The organism is Amycolatopsis sp. NPDC051758 (assembly GCF_044453095.1).
Lineage (GTDB): Bacteria > Actinomycetota > Actinomycetes > Mycobacteriales > Pseudonocardiaceae > Amycolatopsis.
Genome location: NZ_JBITCJ010000001.1, coordinates 925,871 through 945,744 on the forward strand (window position 1 = coordinate 925,871; position 19,874 = coordinate 945,744).

The following is a 19,874-nucleotide window of genomic DNA, read 5'->3' on the forward strand; positions in this document are numbered from 1 at the left end:
TGAGCGGACTTGAGTATGTCGCCCCGGCGTGGCATGGTCGGAGGCACAACACCAACGCGGGAGCTCGCGCCATGGCGGGCTGAGAGGGTGACTTGCGTTTCGCAGGCGTCACCGACCGCATGAACCTGACCGGGTAATGCCGGCGTAGGGAGTGAAAGTCGTTGACAACGCTGGAAAGCTCTGCTGCCCAAAAGAAGCACGTCTCCGTCACCACGGGTCCGATCACCGGATCGCACAAGGTGTACCACCAGACCGAATCCGGGCTTCGGGTTTCGGCACGCCGGATCGACCTCTCGAACGGCGAACACTTCGACGTCTACGACACTTCGGGCCCGTACACTGATCCCGATGCCGAGATCAACGTCCACAGTGGACTCCACCGGCTGCGGGCCGGCTGGGCCGACGGGCGTGAGCACAACACCCAGCTCGGCTGGGCGAAACAGGGTGTCATCACGCGGGAAATGGAGTACATCGCGGCCCGCGAGCGTGTCGAGCCGGAGTTCGTGCGCACCGAGGTCGCGAGCGGCCGCGCGGTGATCCCGGTCAACCGCAAGCACCCCGAGTCCGAACCGATGATCATCGGCAAGAACTTCCTGGTGAAGATCAACGCCAACATGGGCAACTCGGCCGTCTGGTCGTCGGTCGAGGAAGAGGTCGACAAGATGGTGTGGGCGACCCGCTGGGGCGCCGACACGATCATGGACCTCTCCACCGGCAAGCGGATCCACGAGACGCGCGAGTGGATCGTCCGCAACTCGCCGGTCCCGGTCGGCACCGTGCCGATCTACCAGGCGCTCGAAAAGGTCGACGGGGAACCGGAAAAGCTGTCGTGGGAGGTCTACCGCGACACCATCATCGAGCAGTGCGAGCAGGGTGTCGACTACGTCACCGTGCACGCCGGTGTGCTGCTGCGCTACATCCCGCTGACCGCGCGGCGCGTCACCGGGATCGTCAGCCGCGGCGGCTCGATCATGGCCGCGTGGTGCCTCGCGCACCACCAGGAGTCGTTCCTGTACACGCATTTCGAGGAACTCTGCGAGATCCTGCGGCAGTACGACGTCACGTTCTCCCTGGGCGACGGCCTGCGCCCCGGCTCGATCGCCGACGCCAACGACCGCGCCCAGTTCGCCGAGCTCGAAACCCTCGGCGAGCTGACCCACATCGCGCGTTCCCACAACGTCCAGGTGATGATCGAAGGCCCCGGCCACGTGCCGATGCACAAGATCAAGGAGAACGTCGAGCTCGAGGAAAAGCTCTGCGGCGAGGCGCCGTTCTACACCCTCGGTCCTCTCGCGACGGACATCGCGCCCGGGTACGACCACATCACCTCGGCCATCGGCGCGGCGCAGATCGGCTGGTACGGCACGGCGATGCTGTGTTACGTCACGCCGAAGGAGCACCTCGGCCTGCCGAACCGCGACGACGTCAAGACCGGCGTGATCACCTACAAGATCGCCGCGCACGCCGCCGACCTGGCCAAGGGGCACCAGTACGCGCAGGAGTGGGACGACGAGCTGTCGAAGGCGCGGTTCGAGTTCCGCTGGAACGACCAGTTCAACCTCTCGCTCGACCCGGACACCGCGCGTTCGTTCCACGACGAGACGCTGCCCGCCGAGCCGGCCAAGACCGCGCACTTCTGCTCGATGTGCGGGCCGAAGTTCTGCTCGATGCGGATCACGCAGGACGTCCGCAAGTACGCCGAAGAGCACGGTCTGTCCACTGTGGAGGCCATCGAGGCCGGCATGGCGGAGAAGTCGGCGGAGTTCTCCGACGCCGGCAACAAGGTCTACCTGCCCGTGGTGCAACCGTGACTCCGCCCACCGCCCTCACCATCGCCGGATCCGACTCCGGCGGTGGTGCGGGCATCCAGGCGGACCTGCGCACGTTCTTCGCGAACGGGGTGCACGGGCTGGTCGCGCTGACCGCGGTCACCGTGCAGAACTCGCTGGGCGTGCAGGGTTTCACCGAGATCCCGGCGGACGTCGTCACCGCGCAGATCAAGGCGGTGGCGTCCGACATGGGTGTCAACGCGGCCAAGACCGGGATGCTGGCGAACGCCGAGATCATCCGCGCGGTGGCCAAGACGCTCGACGAGCTCGGCCTGGACTTCCCGCTGGTGGTCGACCCGGTGGCGGCGTCGATGACGGGCCACGCGCTGCTGCGCGAGGACGCTCTGGAGGCGATCCGCACGGAGCTGTTCCCGCGCGCGACGCTGATCACCCCGAACCTGGACGAAGTCCGGTTGCTGACGGGCATTTCCGTCGTGGACGCGGCTTCCCAGCGCGCGGCGGCCGAGGCGTTGCTGGCGTTCGGGTCCCGCTGGGTCCTCGTCAAGGGCGGTCACATGGCGGGCACGGCGGAGTGCGTCGACCTGCTGTCGGACGGCGATTCGTTCCTGTCGCTGAGCGGGCCGAGGTACCGGACGGAGAACACCCACGGCGGCGGCGACACGCTGGCGTCGGCGATCACGTCGTCGCTGGCGAAGGGTGCGTCGGTGCCGGATGCCGTCGCGGCGGGGAAGAAGTTCATCGAGCGGTGTGTGGCGGAGTCCTACCCGCTGGGCGCCGGGGTCGGCCCGGTTTCGCCGTTCTGGGTGCTGCCGCAGTCGTGAGGGGTGCCCCCGGGCCACCCCTCACGACCGGGATCAGCGGGTCGTCAGGCGCGGGGCGTCGACCGCCCAGTACCAGTTGTTGCCCGCCGCGTACAGGCGCCAGGTGAAGCGGGCCGAAGTCGCACCCGCCGGGACCGCGACCGACGTGGTTGTCGGCTGGGACAGCACATCGCCGCCCTTGTTGGCCGTGGACGTCTCCGGACCGTACGCCAGGACCGGCTTCTCCGCGCCGCCGTCGAAGGACACCGTCAGCGCGCCGCGCTGGGTGCCGTCCTGGCGGTAGTGCGAGACGAACCCGACGTCCACAGTGGACTTACCGGTCACCGGCAACAACGGCGAGATCAGGGAAGAGTCGAACGTGCCCTTCGCCGACGGCGAGCCCTTGTCGTCCCACTCGTCGGGGTCGGCCACCGCGAACACACCTCGGGAGCGCACGTTGGCTTCCCGCTCCTGGCCGGGCGCGGTGCGCGTCCAGAAGTCGTCGTTCGTGAACGCCCAGCCCTGCCACTCCGTCACCCCGGCCGGCATCCCGGCCGCATTCCGGACGGTCCAGCCCGACGGCGCGTCGTGCGTCCAGCCGAGCACCGACGCCGGGACGCCGGTTTCGTCCACACGCGACTTCAAGACCGCCGAGTCGAACGGATCCGCAGGAAGGGAGCCCAGGGCGTAGCCGTCCAGGGAAAGCGGAATTCCCAGGTGCCGCAACACCGTCGGCGCGATGTCGACGATCTTCGGTGCCACCGCGGGTGTCCCCGGCGGCACCGCGCCACCCGCCGCGATCACGAACGTCATGCGCTCTTCGGGGCTGTCACCACCGTGGCCACCGGGACCGGTGTGGCCGTGGTCGGTGGTCAGCATGATCAGCCAGTCTTCGGTGGCATAAGAGGATCGCGAGCTGATCGCCGACATCAGCCGTCCGAGGTACGCATCGTCCGAGCGCAGGGTCGCCGCGTACTCCGGCGAATCCGCGCCGTGGGCGTGGCCGGCCTCGTCCGTCTCTCCGAAGTAGACGAACGACGCGTCCGCCTTGTCCTGCTTCAGGTGTTTCTCCGCGTCGGCGGCGAGCTGCGGGTCGGTGTTCTCGTACCCCGCGGTGTCGCCGTCCAGGACGTACTTGCGGTCCTGCCCGGTGCGCAGGATCTGGTCGCCGATCGGCTTCCAGTCGACCGCGGCGTAGGTGTCGAGCGCCGGGTTCGCCGTCTCGGCCCGGGCGAGCCAGCTCGGGTGGGCGGCGAGGTTGTTGCCGGTGAACGCGTTGTCCTTCACCAGGTGCTTGTCCGGCCAGACGCCGGTGAGGATCGACGACCAGCCGGGCCCGCTGAGCGTCGGCGCCATGCCGCTGCCGTACAGCGAGCTGCGCGACGAGTACCCGCGCCGGACGAGCGCGTGCACGTTCGGGGTGTCGGCCGCCAGGAGCTTGTCGAACCGGGTGCCGTCGAGCCCGATCACGAGCACCTTGGGCGTTTTAGCGGCCCCTTCGGCGACGCCGGTGGTCAGCCCCGCGGCCGCTACCAGCGCCGTGACCAGGCAGAACAGTCTCCGCACGAGTCCTCCAGGAAATTGGTTCGGATGAGTTATCCGGAGGTTAGGAGGCGTGCTCGTCCAGGAGGTGAACGGCCGGCGAAACCCGGCGAGCCATCAGCGGACCGCGGCGGGCCGACCGGCCTCGTCGAGCAGCTCGAGGCCGGTCGGCCGGGCGTCAGCCCCGGGCCAGGACCTGCGGCAGGACCGTGGTCAGCCCGGTCCAGTCCGAAGTGACCACCGACGCGTGCTGCTTCGCCAGGTCGGCAACACGCTGGTTGGCCTGGTCGACCGTCGGGTTGTGCGCGTCGATGGCCGGCGCGACGTTCTGGCCGTCGGTCATCACGACGTAGTAGTGGTTGGCGTCGTACCACCACGGCCCGGTCTGGGTGACCCACGCGTTCGCGTCGCCGTCGAAGACCACGAACCACGGCTTGAGGTCGGCGGTGTACTTGTCCCGCGGGTCACCGCCGGCCGCGCCGTGCACGGTCGGGAAGATGTTCGCGTCCCCGAGCCGGCCCGCGTTCTTGAGCCCGACCAGGTACCGCGCGTACTCGACGTCCGTCTTCAGCGTGTCGGTCGGGTTCTGCTCCTCCACCGTGCCCGGGATGATCTCGGTGATCACCCGGCCCCGCAACGCGTCCACGGACGGCCAGTTGTCCGCCTTGGCCGCGTCGTCGAGCGTGCCGTAGCTGCCGAGCAGCTCGGCCGGACGGAACGCGACACTGCCCAGGTGCGAGCGGAACGTGGCGTCCAGCTCGTCCGGGCCCATGCCGGTGTTGTCCGAGAAGCCCGTCTTCATCTCCAGCTTGAGCGTGATCGGCGTGTGCCCGGGGTGGGCGGCGAGCCAGATCCGGATGTCGTCGAGGCAGTACTCCAGGTTCTTGTTCTTCCCGCCGCTGTACAGCTGCGACGCCGAGGTGGCCGCAACGCAGTTGTTGTTGTTCCCCAACGGGTTCGAGTGGCTGACCTTCCACTCGTGGGTGATGAAGTCCGGCCAGACGTCCAGCTCGATCAGCGACGAGCCGGCGTCCAGCGCCCGGGCCAGGTAGTCGTAGGCCGCCGGGTCGTACGTGTTGTGCACGCCGACGGTCGTGACGTGGGAGAGCTTCGGGCCGTCCGCGTGGGCGGCGGTCGCCCCGGAGAGCGCGAGAGCGGCCGTGAGGAGTACCACCGAGAAGAGCTTCATCCAGGCTCCTTCGCCCGTAACTGGTGAGTAGCTCACACAATGTGCCACCGTGGTTGACTGCTCATGAAGGAAAAGCGGCCGATTGGCCTAGACCAGAAGTCGGGAAAAGAATGACCACCAGCCCTCCCACGGCGTTGACCATCGCCGGATCGGACTCCGGCGGCGCCGCCGGGCTGCAGGCGGATCTGCGCACGTTCCTGACCTGCGGTGTGCACGGCCTGGTCGCGGTCACCGCCGTCACGGTGCAGAACACCCTGGGTGTGCACGACCGCGCGGACCTGCCGCCGCACATCGTGGCCGGGCAGATCGAGGCCGTCGCGGCGGACATGGGCGTCGGCGCGGCGAAGACCGGCATGCTGGCGTCGGCGGAGATCATCAACGCCGTCGCGGCCGCGTGTGACAAGGCGGAGATCGGCCGCGACGAGAAGATCCCGTTCGTCGTCGACCCGGTGGCGGCGTCGATGCACGGCCACCCGCTGTTCGACAACGCCGGCCTGCACGCCCTGCGCGACGAACTCCTCCCGCGCGCGACGGTGCTCACCCCGAACCTGGACGAGGTCCGGCTGCTGACCGGGATGACCGTGACCGACCGCGAAGGCATGCACACCGCGGCCGTGGTGCTCCAGCGCATGGGCCCGAAGTACGTGCTGGTCAAGAGCGGTCACCTGCAGGCCGACCCCGAGTGTGTCGACCTGCTCTTCGACGGCTCGACGTTCGTGGAGCTGCCGGGCGAGCGGTACCCGACCCAGCACACCCACGGCGCGGGCGACACGATGGCGTCGGCCCTCACCGCGGGCCTGGCCAAGGGAATGTCCGTGGTCGAGGCGGCGCGTTACGGCAAGTGGTTCGTCTCCCACGCCGTCGAGCACGCCTACCCGATGGGCGCCAAGGTCGGCCCGGTCTCGGCCTTCTGGCGGCTGGCACCCGAAGAGCGGTGAGTACCCGCCCGGTTACCCTTTCCTCGTTTACTCATCCTTGACCACAGCGGGGGACGGCCTTGACCGGGCGCGAACGGGTGGCGAAGTTCCTCGAGGACCGCCGCTTCCAGAACTTCATCATCGCCGTGATCGTGTTCAACGCGGCGACCCTCGGCATGGAGACGTCGACGTCGCTGATCGACGGTTACGGGACGCTCCTGCACACCCTCGACCACATCGCGCTGGGCATCTTCGTCGCGGAACTGCTGGCGAAGTTCTACGCCTACCGCGGCGCGTTCTTCCGCGACAACTGGAACGTCTTCGACCTTCTGGTCGTCGGCATCGCGGTGATCCCGGCGACCGGGCCGTTCGCGGTGCTGCGGTCGCTGCGCGTGCTCCGGGTGCTGCGGCTGATCTCCGTCGTCCCGTCCATGCGCAAGGTCGTCTCCGGCCTGCTCGCCGCGATCCCCGGCATGGCGTCGATCGCCGCGCTGCTCGGGCTGATCATCTTCGTCGCGGGCGTGATGGCCACCAAGCTGTTCGGCGTCATCTCGCCGGACAACTTCGGCGACCTCGGCACGTCGCTGTTCACGCTGTTCCAGGTGATGACCGGCGAAGCGTGGCCGGACATCGCGAAGGACATCATGGTCCAGGCGCCGATGGCGTGGATCTTCTTCGTCGTCTACATCCTGGTGTCGAGCTTCGCGGTGCTGAACCTCTTCATCGCCGTCGTGGTCAGCGGCATGGAGGACGAGCTGCGCCAGGACATCCGCGAGGAAGAGGCGAAGCAGGCCGAAACCCAGGCCGCCGCGAACCAGGAGATCCTTGACGAGCTCCGGGCGCTTCGCGCGGAGCTCGCCGAACTGCGCCAGAAGGCGGCTTAGCGGTCTTCGTCGGCGATCAGCGCCTCGAGCGCCGGGATCGCCGCCGTCAGCGCTTCGCGGTGTTCGGGCGACAGCCGGTCGAGACGCCGGTTCAGCTCCTGCACCCGCGTCGACCGGACGCCGGACACCAGCCGCTCGCCCTCTTCGGTGGCCTTCGCCAGCCAGGCCCGGCGGTCGACCGGGTCGGACTCGCGGCTGACGTAGCCCGCCTCGACCAGGGACGCGATGATCCGCGACATGGTCGCCGCGGCGACCCCCTCCTTCGCGGCGAGGTCGCCGAGGCGCATCTGCCCGGAGATCGCCAGCGTCGCCAGCGCCGAGATGGCGCCGTGGCCGGGGCCCGGCACACCGGCCTGCCGCAATGACCGGGACAGCCTGCCCACGGCGAGGTACAACCTGCCCGAGACGTCCTGGACCGAGGTGCTGGTCACGGCTGGCTCCTTCTGCCTTCACCCCGCCGCGGCTGCGCCGGAAAGTGCCGTCCACCTTACGGGTTCGCGGTGCACGTTCGGTGTTAAGGCACCGTGTTCACCGGGGTGGACTCGACGCCTGCGCCCAGAAGCGCTGGGGCACGCGGCCGGCTTCGCGGGCCAGCCGGCCGGCGACGACACCCGCCCGCATCGCCGCGGCCATCCGTTCGGGATCCGCCGCCCGGGTGACCGCCGTGGACAGCAGGACGGCGTCGCAGCCGAGCTCCATCGCCAGCGTCGCGTCCGACGCGGTGCCGATTCCGGCGTCCAGGATCACCGGCACGCCCGCCCGCGAGACGATCAGCTCGATGTTGTGCGGATTCCGGATGCCGAGGCCGGTGCCGATCGGCGCGCCCAGCGGCATCACCGCGGCGCAGCCGGCCTCCTCCAGGCGCAGCGCGAGCACCGGGTCGTCGTTCGTGTAGGCGAACACGGTGAACCCGTCGGCGGCCAGCCGCTCGGCGGCGTCGAGGGTTTCGAACGGGTCCGGGAGCAGCGTCCGGTCGTCGGCGTGCACCTCGAGCTTGATGAGATCGGTACCGAGCGCCTCGCGCGCCAGCTGTGCCGTCAGCACGGCTTCGGCGGCCGTGCGGCAGCCCGCGGTGTTCGGCAGCAGCTCGATGCCGAGGCGCCGGAGCAGTTCCAGGACGCCGGAGCCGCCTTCGGCGTCGGCGCGGCGCATGGCGACGGTTGTCAGCTCGGTGCCGGACGCGACCAGCGCCCGCTCGAGCACGGCCAGGTTGGCCGCGCCGCCGGTGCCGATGATCAGCCGGGACGTCAGCTTGGCGGTGCCGATGACCAGCGGTTCTTCGTCCACTTCAGCCTCCCTGGACCGCGGTGAGCACGTCGACGCCCGCACCCTTGGGCACCGGGGTGGCCGGCCAGTCGCCGCGTCGGACGACGACGCCGTCGACCGCGACGGCGATCCCGGGCCGCTGTCCGCCGGTGGCGTCCAGGACGTCGGCGACGGTGGCGCCGTCCGGGAACTCCGTCCACTTGCCGTTGAGCTTGATCTCCATCACACGTGCTCCTTCTGGTGCAGGCGGGCGGGCGAAGCCGCTTCGACGCCTTCGGGCGGCTTCTCACCCTCGAGCCAGGCGACCACGGCGTCCGCGGTCACCGGGGCCAGCAACAGGCCGTTGCGGTGGTGCCCGGTCGCGGCGAAGACGCCGTCGTCCAGGACGCCGAGGTACGGCAGCGCGTCCCGGCTGCCGGCCCGCAGGCCCGCGGCGGTCTCGGCCAGCTCGTACTCGGTGATCGCGGGGAAGACGCGTTCGGCGCCCTCGATCAGCTCACGCACGCCGCGGGCGGTGACAGCCTTGTCGAAGCCCGCCTCGTACTGGGTGGCGCCGAGGACGAGCTCCTGGTCACCGCGCGGGACGAGGTAGATCGGCCGGCCCTCGACCACGGCCCGCACGGTGTGCGTGGGCGGCGGCAGGCAGCCGCGACGCGGTTTGAGCCGGAGGATCTCACCCTTGAGCGGGCGGACGGCGTCGGCGAGCTGCGGGTGCAATCGTCCGGTCCAGGCGCCCGCCGCGAGCACGACGGCCTCGGCGTCCGGGATGCTTCCGACCCGCTCGCGGACGAACCGGACGTCTCGCTTCTGGCAGGCCGCGTACAGGGCGTGGAGCAGTTTCCGGTTGTCCACCGCCAGGTCGCCGGGCACGTGGAGTCCACTTCGGACGGACCCGACCCCGGGTTCGAGCCGCTTGGCCTCCCGGCCGGTGAGCCGCTCCGCCACGCGGCCGATCGAGTGCAGGTAACCGGCGAGGATGTCGAGGTGCCCGGCGTCGGCGCTGTCGAACGCGACGACGAGCGTCCCGTGTGCCGCCAGGCCCGGGTCGACGCCTTCCTGCGCGAGGTCGCTCGCGAAGCCGGGCCAGCGCCTGAGCGACTCCTCGCCGAGGATGAGCACGTCTTCCTCACCCGGCCAGGCCTCGGTGACCGGGGCGAGCATGCCCCCGGCCAGCCAGGACGCACCGCCGCGGACGGGCTCGGGGTCGTAGACGGTGACGGGGTGGCCGCGGCCGGCCGCACGCCACGCGGCGGCGAGGCCGATCACGCCGCCGCCCACCACTGCCAGGTTCGTCATGGGATCACGCTCCCTGCGCCGGCATGACCCGGATCAGGTTCCACGGTCGGAGCGGCAGCTCCCTCTCAGCCCGTGCCTCGGGCTCCCGTGCGGACCCGTCCACCCTAGCTCGCGAGGTACGGTCGCCGCTATGCCCGCCCTCTCCGGTGACAAGATCCGCGCCCGCCTCGACAGCGCGCGCCTGTACCTGTGCACGGACGCCCGCACGGCCCGCGGTGACCTCGCTTCGTTCGCCGACGCGGCCCTGTCCGGCGGCGTCGACATCATCCAGCTGCGCGACAAGACCGGTCTTTTGGAGGCCGCCGGCGAGATCGCGGCCCTGGAGGTGCTGGCCGAGGCGTGCGAGCGCCACGGAGCGCTGCTGTCGGTGAACGACCGCGCGGACGTGGCACTGGCGGTCGGCGCGGACGTGCTCCACCTGGGCCAGGACGACATCCCGGTGCCACTGGCCCGGCGGATCCTCGGTGACGACGTGGTGATCGGGCGGTCGACGCATTCGGCTTCGCAAGCCTCGGCGGCGGCTTCGGAGGCGGGAGTGGATTACTTCTGCACGGGTCCGTGCTGGCCGACGCCGACGAAGCCGGGACGCTCGGCGCCTGGCCTGGACCTGGTGCGTTCAACGGCGGCTTCGGCGCCTTCGCGGCCTTGGTTCGCGATCGGCGGGATCGACTTGCCGCGGCTGCCGGAGGTGCTGGCGGCGGGGGCGTCGCGGATCGTGGTGGTCCGGGCGATCACGGAGGCCGAAGACCCGGCGGCCGCGGCGCGCGAGCTGCGGGCCCGCCTCCCCTGATTCGAATGCCATGAAGGGCACCTTCAGGGCTCATATGTCCCTGAAGGTGCCCTTCGTGGCAGTTACGGGGTCGGGGTGGACGCCGCGCCCTGGCTGGTGGGCGGAGCCGAGGTCGTCGGCTGCTGGGCCGTTGTGCTCGGCGTGGTCGGGGTGGTCGTCGGCGAGTCCGTCGAGGTTGTCGGCGGGGCCGACGTCTCCGTCGTCGTCTCGGTGCTCGGCGTGGGCGAGTTCTGGGTGTCCTCGGTCGACGTCGAAGGTGTGGTCGACGGAGTCTTGTCCGTCTGAGCCCCGCCGCCGCCGAAGATCTTGCCGATGCCGGCTCCCGTGCCGCCCGCCACGCGGCCGCCCGTGGCCGCGTCGACGCCGACTATCGCCAGGATCGCCACCGCGAACGCCGCCACACTGGTGCCGATGATCAACGGCCAGCGCAGTTTCCGCAGTCGCGAAGGCTCCTCCGGGGGCGGGCCGTCTTCGGGACGGGGCAACTGGACCGTCGGCTGCTCGGTCAGCGCCACTTCGGAACCGGGCCCGCCGCGCCGGCGGATCCCGGACGTCGCCAGCTGCCGCGCCTTGAGCGCGGCCTCGCGGGTGCGCTGCAGCGAGCGCAGGTAGATCTCGCCGCCGACCGTCGTGATCACACTCGCCACACCCGCGCCGACCACGGTGCCCGCCACGCCGAGTGTCGACCCCAGCAGCGCTGCCGTCACCGCCGCCAGCGCCGCCGCCATCACCTGCGCGATGCGCAGACCCGACTTTTCTTCCTTCGCTTCGGAAGCCGCTGCGTTCTCCTTGCTCATGATCCCGATCCGGTAGTAAGTCTTCTCCCCTGTCCAACGTGTAAGGCGCGCGGGAAACTCCCCGCGTTGCCACGGCGTGAGGAGCACCACTCTCACTGTCCACAATGGACAGGTCAAACCAGACACTTTCTTGACATACTAAGCAGATGGAATTGGTGACGATCTCTGACATCGAGGCCGCCGCGAAGCGCGTCGAAGGTGCCGCCGTGCGCACGCCGCTACTGCTCCAAACGTGGGATCCCCGCGGGAACCTGTGGCTCAAACCCGAGAGCCTGCAACCGATCGGCGCGTTCAAGGTGCGCGGCGCGTTCAACGCGATCGGCACCCTCGACGACGCGCGGCGCGCCCGCGGTGTCATCGCGTACTCGAGCGGCAACCACGCGCAGGCGGTCGCGTACGCCGCGCAGCGGTACGGCGTGCCCGCGGTGATCGTCGTGCCGGACGTCGCGCCGCGGATCAAGGTCGAGGCCACCCGCGCGTACGGTGCCGAGGTGATCGAGGTGCCGATCGGCGAGCACGAGGCCAAAGCGCACGAACTGGCCGCCGAACGCGGGCTGACCCTCGTCCCGCCCTACGACGACGCGGCCATCATCGCCGGACAGGGCACTGTGGGCCTCGAGATCGCCGAGGACTTCCCGGACGTCGAGGTGGTGCTGGTGCCGGTGAGCGGCGGCGGGCTGGCCTCCGGCGTCGGTGTCGCGATCAAGGCGTGCTGCCCGCGGGCGCAGGTCATCGGCGTCGAGCCGGCACTGGCCGGCGACACGGCCGAGGGGCTGCGCCTGGGCCGTCAGGTCGACTGGCCGATGGCCGACCGCGCCCGCACGATCGCCGACGGCCTGCGTGCGCAGCCGTCCGAGCTGACCTTCGCCCACCTGCGGAAGGTCGTCGACGCCATGGTCACGGTCACCGAAGACGAGATCCGCGACGCCGTGCGCACGCTTGCGCAAAAGGCCCGGCTGGTCGCCGAACCCAGCGGCGCGGTGACGACGGCGGCGTACCTGCACCACGCGGCCGAGCTGCCCACCGGACGCACGGTCGCGATCGTCTCCGGCGGCAACACCGACCCGGCGCTGTTCGCCGAGATCCTCGCCTGAGCCGGCGGCCCCGAGCGCCCCAATGTGGCGTTGGGTGCATCTGACGCACCGAACGCCACATTGGGTGCGTCCAACGCACCCAACGCCACATTGGGGCGTATGGGCCGGGTCAGGGGGAGGGGGAGGTGCCGCTGCGGACGTGGGTCGGCGGGCCCTCGACGCCGCAGCTGTAGCACTTGCCCAGGTGGGGGGACTCGTCCGCGGCCGGGGGCGGTGGTGTCGGCGGCGCGAGGACGCCGTTGTGGATGCCCAGCGCGATCAGCCCGCCCGCGATCGCCAGTGCCGCGCAGATGACCAGCGCCATCCGCCAGCCGGCGGTGAGCGCGACCGGGTCCGCGTACGCCTCGCCGGTCAGCCCGGCCGCGGCGGGCAGCACCGCCACCGCCAGCAGGCCGCCCGAGCGGGCGATCGCGTTGTTGACGCCGGACGCGACACCGGCGTAGCGGTCCGGGGCCGCGGCGAGCACCGTCGCGGTCACCGGGGCCACGACCGTCGCCAGGCCGAGCCCGAACACCGCCACCGCGGGCAGCACCGTGCCGAGGTACGACGCGCCGGGTGCGATGCGCAGCATCAGCAGCATCCCGATGCCGACGACGATCGGTCCGACGACCAGCTGCAGGCGCGGGCCGATGCGCTGGGCGAGTGCGCCGGAGCGGCCGGAAAGCAGCAGCATGATCACCGTCAGCGGCAGCCCGGCCAGGCCGGACGCGGTCGGCGAGTAGTGCAGCGACACCTGCAGCTGCATGACCAGCAGCATCATCACGCCGCCGAGCGCCGCGTACATGGCGAAGGTCAGCGCGTTGGCCAGGGTGAACGTCCGGTCGCGGAACAGCGACGGCGGCACCAGCGGCTCGGCGGAGCGGTGCTGGACGAAGACGAACGCGGCGAGCCCGGCGATCCCCAGCACACCCGCGACCAGCACGATCGGGTCGCCGATGCCCCGGGCCGGCGCTTCCACCAGCGCGCCGGTCACCCCGGCGAGGCCGAGCGCGCCGAGCGCGGCCGCGCCGAAGTCCGGGTGGCCGGTCGCGTCCGGGTCGCGCGATTCGGGGACGAACCGGCGGGCCATGAGGACCACGACGACCGCGATCGGCACGTTGATCAGGAACGCCAGCCGCCACGACCAGACCTGGACGAGGAAGCCGCCGAGCAGCGGCCCGGCGGCGGCCGCGATGCCGCCGAGGCCGGACCAGGCGCCGATCGCGCGGGCGCGCGCGTCGTGCGCGAAGGACGATTGGAGGATCGCGAGCGACCCGGGTGTGAGGAGCGCGCCGCCGATGCCCTGCAGGATGCGCATCGCGACGAGCATCTCGGTGGACGTCGCGGCCGCGCACAGCCCGGAGGCGACGCCGAACCAGACGACGCCGATCAGGTACATGCGCCGCCGGCCGTACCGGTCGCCGAGTGAGCCGGCGACCAGGATCAGCGCGGCGAGGGCCAGCAGGTAGCCGTCGAGGATCCACTGGAGGCCGGCGACCGAGGCGTTCAGCTCGGCGCCGATGCGGGGCAGGGCGACGTTGACGATCGTGCCGTCGAGCATCGCCATGCCGGACCCGAGGATGGTGGTGGCGAGCACGCCCCGGGCCGCCCCGGTGCCCCACCGGATCCCGGTGTCTTCGGTGGCTGTCACGTGCTCACTCCATCGTGCCCGGAGACCCCCGTCAACCGCGGGGTCCCGGGCGCGCGGCCGCCTACGGCAGCAGCGTCGTGACGAACTTGTACCGGTCGCCGCGGTAGATCGCCCGGGCGAACTCGACCGGCTTGCCGTCGGTCGCGAACGAGTGCCGGGTCAGCATCAGCACCGGCATGCCGACGTCCGCGCCGAGCATCTCCGCTTCCTGCGGTCCCGCGAGCGACGTCTCGATCGTTTCTTCCGCGCGCTCGAGTTCGACCCCGTAGTGCTCGCGTAGAACGGCGTACAACGACCCACCGGTCGAGACGTGCTTGCGCAGCCCGCGGAATCGGCCGAGCGGCAGGTGCGTCGTCTCCAGCGCCATCGGCTGCGAGTCCGCCAGTCGAAGCCGTCGAAGGCGAAGAATTTTCGCACCAGTACGGATTCCGAGCAGCTTCGCGAGGTCACCCTCGACCGGCAGCTCTTCGACTTCGAGGAGCTTCGACGACGGCTTCAGGCCCTGCCGGCGCATGTCCTCGGTGTAGGACGACAACTGCAGCCGCTGCGCGAGCTTCGGCTCGGCCGCGAAGGTGCCTTTTCCCTGCACACGGTGCAGGCGGCCCTCGGCGGTCAGGTCGGCCAGCGCCTGGCGCACGGTGGTGCGGGAGACCGTGAACTCCCCGGCGAGCGCGCGTTCCGTCGGGATCGGCGATCCGGGCGGAAGCACGTCGAGCAGGTCGAGGAGGTGCTGTTTCAATGCCCAGTACTTGGGCTCGCGCTGCCCGCGCATCCCGGCGACGGCGCCCGCCTCGCCCGTGGTGGTGGTCTCCAACATGCCCGACTCCCTATGTCTTCCCTCATAACACGCCACGTCCCCGTAAGAAACGTACCCTTTTCCCCAAACGCGCCGCCCCACTAACATTGGTCTAGACCTGACCGACGCCGCCTGAGTCCGGTACATAATGCCGGAGGTGGAGAGGAAAATGATGACCGAACAACGGCCCGGCGAGCACATGGCCGCGGAGATCGCCCAGCAGCCGGACGTCCTGGCGGGACTGGTCGAGCGTCAGGCGGAAATCGCCGGGGTGGCGGAAAAGATCTCACAACGGCCCCCGCGCTTCGCTTTGCTCGCCGCGCGTGGATCGAGTGACCACGCAGCGTTGTATGCGAAGTACCTGATCGAGGTACTGCTCGGCCTTCCGGCTGGTCTTGTTTCCCCGTCCACGGCGACGCTGTACGGCGCGCGACCGGATTTGCGGGACGTGCTGTTCGTCACGGTGAGCCAGAGCGGTGGCTCACCCGACCTGATCGAGGTGACGGAAACGGCGCGGCGCCAGGGCGCGCTGACGGTGTCCGTCACGAACACGCCGGACTCGCCGCTGCGGGCGGCGTCGGAGCTCGGTGTCGACATCGGCGCCGGTCTCGAGAAGGCCGTCGCCGCGACCAAGACGTACTCGGCCACGCTGATGGCGCTCTACCTGCTGATCGACGCGGTGCGCGGCGGCAAGGCGGCGGACGCGGAGAAGATCGGCGAGCTGGCGCAGCAGACCCTCGACGGCGCCGCCGAGGGCGTGCAGCGCGCCGTCGACCGGTACCGCTTCGTGGACCGCGTCCTCACCACCGGCCGCGGTTACTCCTACGCGAGCGCGCTCGAGGGCTCGCTCAAGCTCGCGGAGACCAGCTACCTCGCCGCCCGCGCGTACAGCGGCGCGGACCTGCTGCACGGCCCGGTCGCGGCGGTGGACGGCGAGACCGCCGTGCTCGCGGTGACCAGCAAGGGGCACGGCGGCCAGGCGATGCACGAGGTCCTCGAGGCCGTCGGCAAGCGCGGCGCGGACGTCCTCGCGGTCGGCTCGGCCGCCTCGGAGGTGCCCGCGGCGCTGCGCATCGACGTCGCGCCGACGGTCGAGGAGCTCGCGCCGATCCTGGAGATCCTGCCCATCCAGCGGATCGCGCTCGGGCTTTCGCTCGCCCGCGGCGGTGACCCGGACAGCCCGCGCGGCCTGCTGAAGGTGACCAAGACCCGGTGAGCTTCGCCATCGGCGTCGACGCCGGCGGAACGTCGACCAGGGCCGCACTGGTCGACGCCGCCGGCGTCGTGCTGGGCACCGGGCGCGGCGGCGGCGCCAACCCCAACGCGCACACGCCCGAGGTCGCCGCGGGCCGGATCGCCGACACGATCACCGCGGCGCTCGGCGCGCACGACCCCGCCGCCGTGCGGGCGTGCGTCGTCGGCATGGCGGGGGTCAGCAAGTTGAGCGACCCGGCGGTCACCGCGGTGTTCGACGCGGCGTGGGCACGAGTCGGGCTCACCGGCGTCGTCCGGGTCGTCGCCGACGCCGAAGTGGCGTACGCGTCCGCGACGTCGGCGCCGGACGGGACGGTGCTCGTCGCCGGCACCGGGTCGATCGCCGGCCGGATCCGCAAGCGCCGGCTGGCCGGCACCGCGGGCGGTTACGGCTGGCTGCTCGGGGACGAAGGATCGGCGTTCTGGCTCGGCCGCGAAGCCGTCCGTTCCACTTTGGAGGCTCTCGGGCGCGGCCTGCCCCTCGACGGCTTGCCGTCGGCGGTGCTCGCCGCCGCGCTCGGACCGTCCGGTTTGGACGTCCGGACCGACGCGCAGCGGCTGGCGGCGTCGCGCGCGCTGATCACGGCGGCCAACGCCGAGGCGCCGGTTCGGCTCGCCCGATTCGCCCCGTTGGTGAGTGCGGCGAACGACGCCGGCGAGCCCGCGGCCCGGGAAATCGTCTCGCGGGCGGCCGGACTTCTGGTCACGAACGCCCTCGCCGCGCGCGAACCCGGCGAGTCGACCCCGGTTGTCCTGGTCGGTTCCGTGCTCACCGGGGACAGTCCGGTGGGTGGCCTGGTACGCCGTGGTTTGTCCGGTCTCGAGGTGCTGACCAGCTCCGATGGAGTACTGGGAGCGGCGTGGCTCGCCGCCGTGGACGCCTTCGGCGAAGGGGCTCCCCGCCCTGCGTCCGGAGAAAATTGAGCAAAACGCGTCGCGAAGACGCCAAAACGTCGACTGAACCGGGGTAGGCCGGGTACCGTAGGCAACGGCCCCCGGACCCTCCCCCCTCGCCGGGGGCCGCCTTATGTCCTGGGTACGTCGTCCGGGCTGCTTTCGGGGGCGAGACGCAGACCAGGGTGCTCCGGCGGCAACGCCCGGTAGAGCACCCAGCCGCTCACCGCGACGGTCAGCGCGACCAGCGGCCACGACAGCACCGTGCGGGCCACGCCGAGCGCGATCACCTGGCCGGACCACCACAGCAGGCCGTAAACGACGACGCGCAGCGTGTACTGGCCGAACACCCACACCCAGCTGGCCCGCGAGTACGCCTTCAGCAGCACGGGGTCACGCCGCCACCGCGCCTTCTGGCCGAGCATCAGGCCGACGACCACGCCGAGCAGCGGCCAGCGGATCACGATGCTGGCCGCCCACAGCAGTGCGCTGGCCACATTGGACATCAACTGCAGCAGGAAGAAGTCCTGGGCGCGGCCGGTGTGCAGGGCGATCAGCGCGGCCGCGACGACGGCGGCCAGGCTGACCACCAGGGCGCGGACCTTGCCGCCGCGGGCGATCCGGTAGCCGCCGAGCACCACGGTGACCGCGATGGCGGCGCCGGCGCCCCACCCGATGGACTGGCCGGCCGCGAGCCAGCCGGCGACGAAGCCGACGGGCGGCATGCTGGCGTCGAGCGCACCCCGGCGGCCGCCGAGGATCTGCGCGAGCGACTCACGGGGTTCTCCGGACACGCCTCCAGCCTGCCGGATCACGCCGTCGAGGCACCGAGCAGGGAGATTTTCGCCACATCGGGTGCCGGGTTTGCCTTCGAGTGTGCCGTTTCACGGCATACCGAAGGTGAAGACTGCGTAATACAGAAGCGCAGAAGGCCGACAAGATAAGACACTGTTACCGCAGGCTGAACCCGAGGGACAGTGGGGGGCGGCCCCGATGATTAGTTGGGGTGTACAACTACATGTCGGGGAGTGTCGGTCGCAGGATGGGAAGGGGACCCAACGTGTACGGATTCGACAGTTATGTGGCGCTCGGTGACAGCTTCACCGAGGGGCTCAACGACGCACTGCCGGACGGCTCCTTCCGGGGCTGGGCCGACCGGCTGGCGGAGATCCTGGCGGGCGGGCGGCCCGGCTTCCAGTACGCGAACCTGTCCCTGCGGGGCAAGATGCTCGACGAGATCCTCGACGAGCAGCTGCCGATCGCCCTCGAGCTGAAACCCGATCTCGTCACGCTCTGTGCCGGCGGCAACGACATCATCGTGCCGGGCGCGGACGTCGACGCGGTCGCGGAGCGCCTGGAAGAAGGCGTCGCGAGGCTGCGCGCCGCCGGGATCCCGGTGCTGATGTTCAACGGCCCCGACACCAAGGTGCTGTCGGTGATGTCGGTCCTGCGCGGCAAGGTGGCCATCTACAACACCCACCTGTGGGCCATCGCGGAGCGCTACGGCGCGCGCGTGGTCGACCTGTGGGCGATGGGCCCCCTCCACGACCGCCGGGCCTGGAGCGACGACCGCCTCCACTTCTCCTCGGACGCCCACCGCCGCATCGCGTTGAAGTCGGCGGAGGTCCTGGGCATCCCGGTCGAGCGCGACTGGCGTGAGCCGTGGCCCGTGGAAGAGGTGCCGTCCCGCTGGATCGACTCGCGGCGCTCGGACCTGACGTGGACGAAGGTGCACCTGCTGCCTTGGATCCGCCGGCAGCTGCGCGGCGAGTCGATGGGCGACGGGTTGTCACCCAAGCGGCCCGAGCTGGCACCGTTCGTGCCGATGGACGTGCTCGAGGTGCCGGACGGCGCTCAGCAGCAGGCCAGCTGACCCTCCTCGCCCCCCGGTCCGTGCCACGGTCCGTGAATGGCACATCGAGGGACTCTGAGTCCCTCAACGTGACATTCACGGATTTCAGCTGCGAAGAAAATCCCCCGGGCCCCCACCAGACCTACCCCGCCGCTCCCTGGGGGCCTGCCCGCATCCAGCGTACCGCCTCCTTCTGACAGAACGTGCCGAACCGACCACAACCCGGCCAGTTGTCCACATGTCGACTCGCCTGGGGACAACTTGTGGACGACCACCCCTTTCCCGGCTCGCCAACCCGCGTCACCCGGCTTACAGTCCCCTTATGTCCGGGGGCCGGCGCTGGATCCTGATGGTCCCGCTCGCGGTGCTGGTCACGGCGCTGCTGGCGGGGGTCGCCACCTGGGCGCAGGCCGGGCGCATCCAGCGGGAACTCGTCTCGAGCGCCCAGAGCGCGCTCGAAGCCGCCGGGCTTCCGCAGGGGAACGTCAGCTTCGAGGGCCGGGACGCGACCCTCAGCGGCTTCCCGCCCGGCCAGGCCCTCCGCGCGCTCGAGATCGTCCAGGGTGTCGACGGGGTGCGGGCCGCCAAGGTCGACGGCGACGTCACCCCCGTGGCGCCAAGCCCGAGCCCGAGCCCGAGCCCGACCTCGAGCCCGACCCCGCCACCGGGCACAACCCCGCCGCCGACCTCCAGCACGACCGCGCCGCCGCCGACCGACAAGGCCGGTGTGCAGGCCGAGCTCGACCGGATGCTCGCCGAAGCGCCGATCACCTTCGTGCCGAACACCGCCCGGCTGACCCCCGAAGGCGAACAGGCCGCCCGCGGCATCGCGATCGCCCTCGCCAAGTCGCCGGCGACCTTCCGGTACCGCGTCTCCGGCCACGTCGCGCGCGGCCCCGGTGGCGAGAGCGCCGCGCTGAAGCTGTCCCGGGACCGCGCCAGGGCCGTCGCGCGGATCCTCACCACCAACGGGCTGGCGACCAAGCGCGTCACCTACCGCGGGCTGGGTGACAGCCGGCCCGCCACCGGCGGCGAAGAAGACCGGCGCGTCGAGATCACGGTCGTCTGAGCGAACGGGGTGTG

Annotated in this window: 20 protein-coding genes and 2 riboswitches; of the genes, 10 read left to right on the forward strand and 10 right to left on the reverse strand. The window is 70.9% G+C overall.

The genetic code is table 11. From position 1 onward, the window contains the following. The first annotated feature begins 46 nt into the window (after positions 1-46). Positions 47-168: riboswitch (TPP riboswitch) on the forward strand. Beyond that, positions 162-1,811 carry a phosphomethylpyrimidine synthase ThiC gene (thiC, locus tag ACIA5G_RS04845; protein ID WP_395920865.1) on the forward strand — a complete coding sequence of 550 codons (1,650 nt, stop codon included), beginning with the start codon at positions 162-164 and terminating at the stop codon, positions 1,809-1,811. Its footprint overlaps the riboswitch before it by 7 nt. Beyond that, complete coding sequence (thiD, locus tag ACIA5G_RS04850; protein ID WP_395920866.1) at positions 1,808-2,611, forward strand: bifunctional hydroxymethylpyrimidine kinase/phosphomethylpyrimidine kinase; 804 nt, start codon at positions 1,808-1,810, stop codon at positions 2,609-2,611. The genes thiC and thiD (ACIA5G_RS04850) overlap by 4 nt, the downstream gene beginning before the upstream one ends. A gap of 33 nt (positions 2,612-2,644) precedes the next feature. On the opposite strand, the gene ACIA5G_RS04855 is transcribed toward thiD (ACIA5G_RS04850), so the two are convergent. Then, positions 2,645-4,156: an alkaline phosphatase family protein gene (locus ACIA5G_RS04855; protein WP_395920867.1), complete on the reverse strand. Its 1,512-nt coding sequence runs from the start codon at positions 4,154-4,156 to the stop codon at positions 2,645-2,647. A gap of 154 nt (positions 4,157-4,310) precedes the next feature. Continuing rightward, positions 4,311-5,321, reverse strand: coding sequence for a phosphatidylinositol-specific phospholipase C domain-containing protein (locus ACIA5G_RS04860; protein ID WP_395920868.1), 1,011 nt, complete (start codon positions 5,319-5,321; stop codon positions 4,311-4,313). Positions 5,322-5,431: 110 nt separating this feature from the next. Between ACIA5G_RS04860 and thiD (ACIA5G_RS04865) the strand changes: the two genes are divergently transcribed. Together thiD (ACIA5G_RS04865) and ACIA5G_RS04870 are read left to right on the forward strand one after the other, a co-directional pair. Next, positions 5,432-6,259: a bifunctional hydroxymethylpyrimidine kinase/phosphomethylpyrimidine kinase gene (thiD, locus tag ACIA5G_RS04865; RefSeq protein ID WP_395920869.1), complete on the forward strand. Its 828-nt coding sequence runs from the start codon at positions 5,432-5,434 to the stop codon at positions 6,257-6,259. Between the two features lie 59 nt (positions 6,260-6,318). Further along, on the forward strand, positions 6,319-7,122 hold the full coding sequence (locus tag ACIA5G_RS04870; RefSeq protein WP_395920870.1) for an ion transporter: 804 nt from the start codon (positions 6,319-6,321) through the stop codon (positions 7,120-7,122). Here ACIA5G_RS04870 and ACIA5G_RS04875 read toward each other — a convergent pair. The 4 genes from ACIA5G_RS04875 to thiO all read right to left on the reverse strand — a co-directional run bounded on the left by ACIA5G_RS04875 (position 7,119) and on the right by thiO (position 9,684). Further along, positions 7,119-7,553: a MarR family winged helix-turn-helix transcriptional regulator gene (locus ACIA5G_RS04875; RefSeq protein WP_395920871.1), complete on the reverse strand. Its 435-nt coding sequence runs from the start codon at positions 7,551-7,553 to the stop codon at positions 7,119-7,121. The genes ACIA5G_RS04870 and ACIA5G_RS04875 overlap by 4 nt on opposite strands. Before the next feature lie 97 nt (positions 7,554-7,650). Then, the gene (locus ACIA5G_RS04880) at positions 7,651-8,409 is read right to left on the reverse strand and encodes a thiazole synthase (RefSeq protein ID WP_395920872.1); all 759 of its coding nucleotides are present in this window, start codon (positions 8,407-8,409) and stop codon (positions 7,651-7,653) included. Between the two features lies 1 nt (position 8,410). After that, entirely contained in the window at positions 8,411-8,611 is a 201-nt protein-coding gene (thiS, locus tag ACIA5G_RS04885) for a sulfur carrier protein ThiS (protein ID WP_395920873.1), read from the reverse strand. Next, complete coding sequence (gene thiO / locus ACIA5G_RS04890; RefSeq protein WP_395920874.1) at positions 8,611-9,684, reverse strand: glycine oxidase ThiO; 1,074 nt, start codon at positions 9,682-9,684, stop codon at positions 8,611-8,613. Before thiO ends, thiS begins: the two co-directional genes overlap by 1 nt. After that, a riboswitch (TPP riboswitch) is annotated at positions 9,678-9,783 on the reverse strand. Its footprint overlaps the gene before it by 7 nt. Positions 9,784-9,814: 31 nt before the next feature. Between thiO and thiE the strand changes: the two genes are divergently transcribed. Continuing rightward, a complete protein-coding gene (gene thiE / locus ACIA5G_RS04895) occupies positions 9,815-10,474 on the forward strand; it encodes a thiamine phosphate synthase (protein WP_395920875.1) in 660 nt (219 codons plus the stop codon). A 62-nt stretch (positions 10,475-10,536) separates the two neighbouring features. On the opposite strand, the gene ACIA5G_RS04900 is transcribed toward thiE, so the two are convergent. After that, positions 10,537-11,271, reverse strand: a complete 735-nt coding sequence (locus ACIA5G_RS04900; RefSeq protein WP_395920876.1) for a hypothetical protein — start codon at positions 11,269-11,271, stop codon at positions 10,537-10,539. Between the two features lie 146 nt (positions 11,272-11,417). On the opposite strand from ACIA5G_RS04900, the gene ACIA5G_RS04905 reads away from it, so the two are divergent. After that, entirely contained in the window at positions 11,418-12,365 is a 948-nt protein-coding gene (locus tag ACIA5G_RS04905; RefSeq protein ID WP_395920877.1) for a threonine/serine dehydratase, read from the forward strand. 109 nt (positions 12,366-12,474) lie between these two features. On the opposite strand, the gene ACIA5G_RS04910 is transcribed toward ACIA5G_RS04905, so the two are convergent. Together ACIA5G_RS04910 and ACIA5G_RS04915 are read right to left on the reverse strand one after the other, a co-directional pair. Next, the gene (locus tag ACIA5G_RS04910) at positions 12,475-13,995 is read right to left on the reverse strand and encodes an MFS transporter (protein WP_395920878.1); all 1,521 of its coding nucleotides are present in this window, start codon (positions 13,993-13,995) and stop codon (positions 12,475-12,477) included. 61 nt (positions 13,996-14,056) lie between these two features. After that, on the reverse strand, positions 14,057-14,812 hold the full coding sequence (locus tag ACIA5G_RS04915; protein WP_395920879.1) for a GntR family transcriptional regulator: 756 nt from the start codon (positions 14,810-14,812) through the stop codon (positions 14,057-14,059). Positions 14,813-14,960: 148 nt separating this feature from the next. Between ACIA5G_RS04915 and ACIA5G_RS04920 the strand changes: the two genes are divergently transcribed. Together ACIA5G_RS04920 and ACIA5G_RS04925 are read left to right on the forward strand one after the other, a co-directional pair. Beyond that, positions 14,961-16,007 carry an SIS domain-containing protein gene (locus tag ACIA5G_RS04920; protein ID WP_395920880.1) on the forward strand — a complete coding sequence of 349 codons (1,047 nt, stop codon included), beginning with the start codon at positions 14,961-14,963 and terminating at the stop codon, positions 16,005-16,007. Then, entirely contained in the window at positions 16,004-16,969 is a 966-nt protein-coding gene (locus tag ACIA5G_RS04925) for an N-acetylglucosamine kinase (protein WP_395920881.1), read from the forward strand. The genes ACIA5G_RS04920 and ACIA5G_RS04925 overlap by 4 nt, the downstream gene beginning before the upstream one ends. Positions 16,970-17,070: 101 nt before the next feature. Here the strand turns inward: ACIA5G_RS04925 and ACIA5G_RS04930 are convergent, their stop codons facing one another. Continuing rightward, the gene (locus tag ACIA5G_RS04930; protein ID WP_395920882.1) at positions 17,071-17,733 is read right to left on the reverse strand and encodes a DUF3159 domain-containing protein; all 663 of its coding nucleotides are present in this window, start codon (positions 17,731-17,733) and stop codon (positions 17,071-17,073) included. A gap of 266 nt (positions 17,734-17,999) precedes the next feature. Between ACIA5G_RS04930 and ACIA5G_RS04935 the strand changes: the two genes are divergently transcribed. Both ACIA5G_RS04935 and ACIA5G_RS04940 read left to right on the forward strand, forming a co-directional pair. After that, complete coding sequence (locus ACIA5G_RS04935) at positions 18,000-18,812, forward strand: SGNH/GDSL hydrolase family protein (RefSeq protein ID WP_395920883.1); 813 nt, start codon at positions 18,000-18,002, stop codon at positions 18,810-18,812. 301 nt (positions 18,813-19,113) lie between these two features. Next, positions 19,114-19,860 (forward strand): OmpA family protein, encoded by a 747-nt coding sequence (locus tag ACIA5G_RS04940; protein ID WP_395920884.1) that lies wholly within the window; start codon positions 19,114-19,116, stop codon positions 19,858-19,860. Positions 19,861-19,874: the final 14 nt, after the last annotated feature.